The following is a 5,120-nucleotide window of genomic DNA, read 5'->3' as shown; positions in this document are numbered from 1 at the left end:
ATATTAGATCTTTAATATTATGAATATCTAAGTTGCTTTGGGCACGTGTGCAAGCGACGTAGAGTAAGCGTAGTTCTTCAGGGCTTATCTTGACCGCATTGGTGGTCACATCATAATAAAAGTCATCATCGAGTTGCACACGTCCCCATTCGAGTCCTTTTGCCTTGTGGGCGGTGGAGATGACGTAATCGGCATTGTCGATACTGGCTAAGCTGTTGACTGCTTGACTTAGGACGTTGGTGCCATGGTCATCGACCAGTTTGACCAGTGTTTTTAGATCACTGCCTTCGTTGGTTTCAGAATACTCTTGTACATCACCCCAGTTATAAAAATATGCCAACTCTGGCACACCATAGGCGGATTTGCCGTTTTTTAAATTTTCGGCAGCTTGACAGAATTTGAGCATACGATCGGTGTCGGCTTGTAAGGCGACACGGTGACCAAGTTTCAGTCCAGTCAGTAACTGTGCCATCGCAGCTGCATTGGTACGGCATAAGATGGCATCTTTTTTACTGTGTACCATGCCTTTTTCGGTAGAAGACTGCTTGTTCGGATTGCCTTTGAGCGGTACGTCTTCTTGCAATGCTTTGAGCAAGGTATTGGCCACTTCTGCAATTGGCTCACCAAAGCGAAACGACTGGGTTAATAAGGTCTGTGGCAAAGGTAGTTTTTTCATGGCATTGACCGCACCTCGCCATTCGTAAATCTGCTGGTGAGCATCGCCCACGTAAATGACTTGCTTAGACTGTTGCGTCAAAATCCCCATCATTAATGGGTCTGCATCCTGCGCTTCATCAAACAAAATAAAATCTGCAGGAATACTAGGTTTCGATAGCGCCCAAAGCTTTAGATAAATATCATGCCCGATACCAGCAGGGTGGCGTGCATCTATCGACTGTAGCCAGCGTTGCTCAACGGCAGGATAAAGCCGTTCGCGAAGTTGTTCTGCATCTGACTCATCGAGCCAACTGGGAAATAGTATGTGCCGTGGTGCAGGATAGCTGGCATGAGTGCTACAAAAGTTACTGACGGCATCGCTCACAAATCTCGCCAATCTCGCAGGGGTGAGGGTAATGTATTTATTCTGACCATCCATTTGTCTGCGCACTTGTACAGGCTGCAAGCCCAAATCGTCACCCAGACGCTTGGGTGAGAAGCGTGGCAGCGAAAGCTTGGCTGTGATGTCACGGGCGACATGACGGTAGGCAAGAGAGTGAAAGGTACGGCAATCTACATGACCAGGAAACTTCTGCCGTGCATCATTGGCAATCGCTTTGTTAAAAGCAAGATATAAGCCGCGGCCACGCAAGCGCTCACCGATCAGTTTTAGTGTTGTGGTCTTACCAGCACCGGCGTAAGCGACCACTTTAAAAGACTTGTGATCCATTGCCATATTCAGCGCATTCAGCTGCTCATCAGTGGGATCGCTCATATAAGCTGGCATGGATGCGGACATAAAAAGCTACCTAAAGTGCAAGAGTGAATAAAGACAGTATACGGCTAAAAGCCATAATGGCAAAAAAAGCCATTGAATAAACAATGGCTGATGACAAACAGTGGCGCTTAATCATGAGGCTCTTAGGGCGTGTGCTTATTTTTAACCCATTTAGATGACTATCGATTGCATTGAGGAGACGCCCTAGTTTTTATCAGCTGCTAGCACAGATTTGGGTGGCTCTTTAATTAATACCTTAGCCAATACCAGCCCAAGCTCAAATAATAGCCACATGGGAAATGCCAACAACAACATCGATACGCCATCAGGTGGTGTGACCACAGCCGCGACTGCAAAACAGCCAACAATGATGTAACGACGTTTATCCTCTAACGCTTGAATGGAGACAATACCGGCTAATATCAATAGCAGGGTGACGACTGGAATCTCAAAAGTGAGTCCAAACACCATAAAGAGCTTTAGTGCAAAGGTTAGGTAGCTATCAATATCGGTCATTGGCAGGACGTTCTGCGGAGCAAACATGATAAAGAACTTCAGCACGCCTTTGAGCACGATAAAATAAGAGAAAGCGACCCCTGCATAAAACAAAATGATAGAAGAGAGCAGGACTGGGATAGCGATCTTTTTTTCTTTTTTGTACAGACCTGGTGCCACAAACGACCAAATCTGATACAAGATGTAGGGCATGGCCACAAAGGCCGCGACAAATATGGTCAATCGTATTGGTGCCATGAAGTTTGAGGTGATGTCTGTTGCGATCATCGTCGAATTGGCAGGCAGTTGAGCGACCAATGGATCTGATAAAAAGTTGTATAGCTCGCGTGAAAATCCAACCAATGCTAAAAATATAATCAAGACGGCCACACAAATCCTGATCAGATGCTTACGCAGGTCGATGAGGTGCTCGGTGATGGGCATATCACCCAATGAATTCAGCGTATCCTCAGCGCCGTCAGCAGCATTTGCAGTGTCTTGCTGATTTTTTTTGCGTTCGAATAGTGGCATTAGTTGCCCTCCTGCTGGTTGGCAGAAGTTTGGGTATTGGCAGCGTGGCTGAGCGCCTGATCTACTGTGCTGTTTAGTAAATGGTCGGCTTTGTAATTTGGTAAGTATGGCGCTGCAGGCAAACGCCGTGCTTTGTCATAGTCCCCAAGACGAAACCACATGTTCTCCCAAGGTTTGGTGTTGAGAGATTGAATAATAGACTTGGTACTGGCGTCAGAATTGCCACTTATATTGTCTATATTACCCTTATCATCACCGTCGTTTTTATCTTCGCTCTTTGGTGAGAAACCTTTAGATTTATTTAGAGGGTTATTTTGCTTATTATCGACGTCACCTTCATTGCTCGCACTTTCTTTTAGTGCTGATGACTGGTGGTCGTTAGTTTTACCGTTAGCTCTATAGTTTTTGGTGTATTGGGGCTTATCAACGGTGTTTTGCGTGGCTTTGAGCGTTTGATTTTGTGAAGACTCAAACTCTTTCATGTTGCCACGCATCTCAGCCATCTCACGCTTCATTTCAGTTTCGGTCTGCCGGATTTTGGCCAGTTCTTTTTGCATTTGCTGCCGCGTCTCAGCCAAATCCAGCTCCGCTTCTATTTCAGACTGCAGCGTGGAGGCAGTACGGCGGATTTTGGCATACCATTGCCCAGCCGTACGCGCCGCTTGTGGTAGCTTTTCAGGGCCCAAAACGATCAAAGCGATGACGCCAAAGAGCAATAATTCAGAAAACCCAATATCAAACATAATGGTTGAATATCTCTATCTAGAACGCACAAGCGTTACACATTGTGCTTATCATCAGCATGGCTATTGGTGTCGTGATTATTTACCTTGTCGGTGGCTGGACGATCTGTGGTGCCTGCCTTGCCATCATGATCGATCACGGCGTTTTTCTTAGCATGCTCAGCGTTTTCGTCTTTGACTGCGTCTTTAAATCCTTTGACAGCACCGCCCAAGTCCTTGCCGGCATTTCTAAGTTTTGAGGTGCCAAATACGACCACCACCACCACCAGCAATATTAGCCAATGCGTAATAGAAAAACTGCCCATAATGGTATCCTTAATCTCTGAGTTTTAATACCCTAATGTTAATAGACGGTATTAATTAATCTAGTTGTTTCAATTATTTAGATGTATTTAACATCTTTGTGCGCATGGTGTCATTTTATAGAAGTTTGATCTATTTAACAAAATCTACATTCACAAAGTCTGTAGGCGCCAGATTTAATACTAAAGAAGCCATATTATAATCTGTCCTTATGACAAAAAGGTGAAAACCATAGATAGTCAAAAAGTAACAGCAGTTAAGTAGGGGAACACTTGCTTCACGATTTCGTCGCTTGTCATCAACATGTCATTTGCACACCATTATAAACAAGACTGTCAATAACCATTCCAGCAGTTATCTTGATGCTTTTTCGTCGATACCTGACAGACCAAAACGGCGGCCAAGCTCCTTTAATACGGAATCTGACTCTATATCGAACCAGGCAAGTCCTACCAAAGTATGGAACCAGACATCGGCCACTTCGTATATAAACTCATGACGTGCTGCGTCATATTGGGTAATATCGGTATTTTCATCGCAACTGGCAAAGTCTTTGGCAGCGATGATGCTTTCAGTGCTTTCTTCACCTACTTTTTCTAATATTTTATTCAAACCTTTAGCATATAAGCTTGCGACATAAGAGCTATCCGCATCGGCGTGTTTGCGTTCTGCCAATACCTGATCCAGCTGCTGCAAAATCGATGTTGTGTCGGATTGAGTTTGGTCAAGAGAAGTGTCAGAGCTAGCAGTAGTACTCAGCGAGGCGTCCTTCGCCGGCGTGTCGCTGGCTTGAGAGTCACTACTGCCGGTGCTTGACTGATAAATATCAGCCGGGTCTTTTAATACTTTGTCGACGGTTTGCCATTCAGGTGTGTCTCCCGACAAGTCCAAACGTTGATAAAAGCAAGACTCGCGTCCGGTATGACAAGCGATACCGCCTGCCTGAGTGACGCTGAGTACAATTACGTCTGCATCACAGTCTAGTCGAATATCATGTACGGTTTGGGCATGACCCGATGATTCACCTTTATGCCATAACTTGGCACGTGAACGCGAAAAATACAAGGCTGTATGTGTCTCTGCTGTCAATTGCAGTGCCTCAGCGTTCATCCAAGCCATCATCAAAATACGTCCAGACTGATGGTCTTGAGCAATCGCAGGAATCAAACCATCAGCATTAAAGTTTATAGTGGCAAGCCAAGCAGGTAAGTTCATCATTTATTTATCGTCTTAATCAGTATGGGTGAAGATATTTACAATGAGTGATGGTGTATAGCGTGAGTGACGAGCATTTTCTCAGTCACCAATTATACGCCACTGAATCATAATTTTATCTATGAATTGCGTGTGTGGGTGATTTAAATTAAATCGTCTAAATATAAACAGGATAGCATGCTCGGCAAGAAATGAAATCCCAAAGAATGGCAAATAAAGTGCACACAAAAAACTTGTAACGTCATTGCAATGCTCAGTGGCCACACAAGCCGAGTAATATTAGTAATAGGGGAGTCCTGAATCAGTTTGATAGGGTGTTTGCAGTTAAATTTGCGGTTAAAGATACTATAGTAAATCTTATATAAAATCGATACAATAGCTATCATAAACTCATTTAA

The 5,120-nt window shown here is 44.3% G+C and carries 5 protein-coding genes; all 5 read right to left on the bottom strand.

Annotated features, from left to right (window positions below):
• On the bottom strand, nucleotides 1-1,456 hold a 1,456-nt coding region (locus tag L0J61_RS09160), incomplete at its 3' end, for a UvrD-helicase domain-containing protein (protein WP_301466140.1).
• A gap of 183 nt (nucleotides 1,457-1,639) precedes the next feature.
• Nucleotides 1,640-2,461 (bottom strand): twin-arginine translocase subunit TatC, encoded by an 822-nt coding sequence (gene tatC, locus L0J61_RS09155; RefSeq protein WP_301466139.1) that lies wholly within the window; start codon nucleotides 2,459-2,461, stop codon nucleotides 1,640-1,642.
• A complete protein-coding gene (gene tatB / locus L0J61_RS09150) occupies nucleotides 2,461-3,204 on the bottom strand; it encodes a Sec-independent protein translocase protein TatB (RefSeq protein ID WP_301466138.1) in 744 nt (247 codons plus the stop codon). The genes tatC and tatB overlap by 1 nt, the downstream gene beginning before the upstream one ends.
• A gap of 35 nt (nucleotides 3,205-3,239) precedes the next feature.
• Nucleotides 3,240-3,509 (bottom strand): Sec-independent protein translocase subunit TatA, encoded by a 270-nt coding sequence (tatA, locus tag L0J61_RS09145; RefSeq protein WP_301466137.1) that lies wholly within the window; start codon nucleotides 3,507-3,509, stop codon nucleotides 3,240-3,242.
• A 352-nt stretch (nucleotides 3,510-3,861) separates the two neighbouring features.
• Nucleotides 3,862-4,722 (bottom strand): bifunctional phosphoribosyl-AMP cyclohydrolase/phosphoribosyl-ATP diphosphatase HisIE, encoded by an 861-nt coding sequence (gene hisIE, locus L0J61_RS09140; RefSeq protein ID WP_301466141.1) that lies wholly within the window; start codon nucleotides 4,720-4,722, stop codon nucleotides 3,862-3,864.
• Nucleotides 4,723-5,120: the final 398 nt, after the last annotated feature.

Source organism: Psychrobacter sp., from assembly GCF_030457785.1.
Classification (GTDB): domain Bacteria; phylum Pseudomonadota; class Gammaproteobacteria; order Pseudomonadales; family Moraxellaceae; genus Psychrobacter.
This window is presented reverse-complemented; position numbering and strand designations above follow the sequence as displayed.

Coding starts and splice junctions, on each gene's coding strand:
- tatC (WP_301466139.1), bottom strand. CDS start 2,461: ATGCCACTATTCGAACGCAAAAAAAATCAGCAAGACACTGCAAATGCT.
- tatB (WP_301466138.1), bottom strand. CDS start 3,204: ATGTTTGATATTGGGTTTTCTGAATTATTGCTCTTTGGCGTCATCGCT.
- tatA (WP_301466137.1), bottom strand. CDS start 3,509: ATGGGCAGTTTTTCTATTACGCATTGGCTAATATTGCTGGTGGTGGTG.
- hisIE (WP_301466141.1), bottom strand. CDS start 4,722: ATGAACTTACCTGCTTGGCTTGCCACTATAAACTTTAATGCTGATGGT.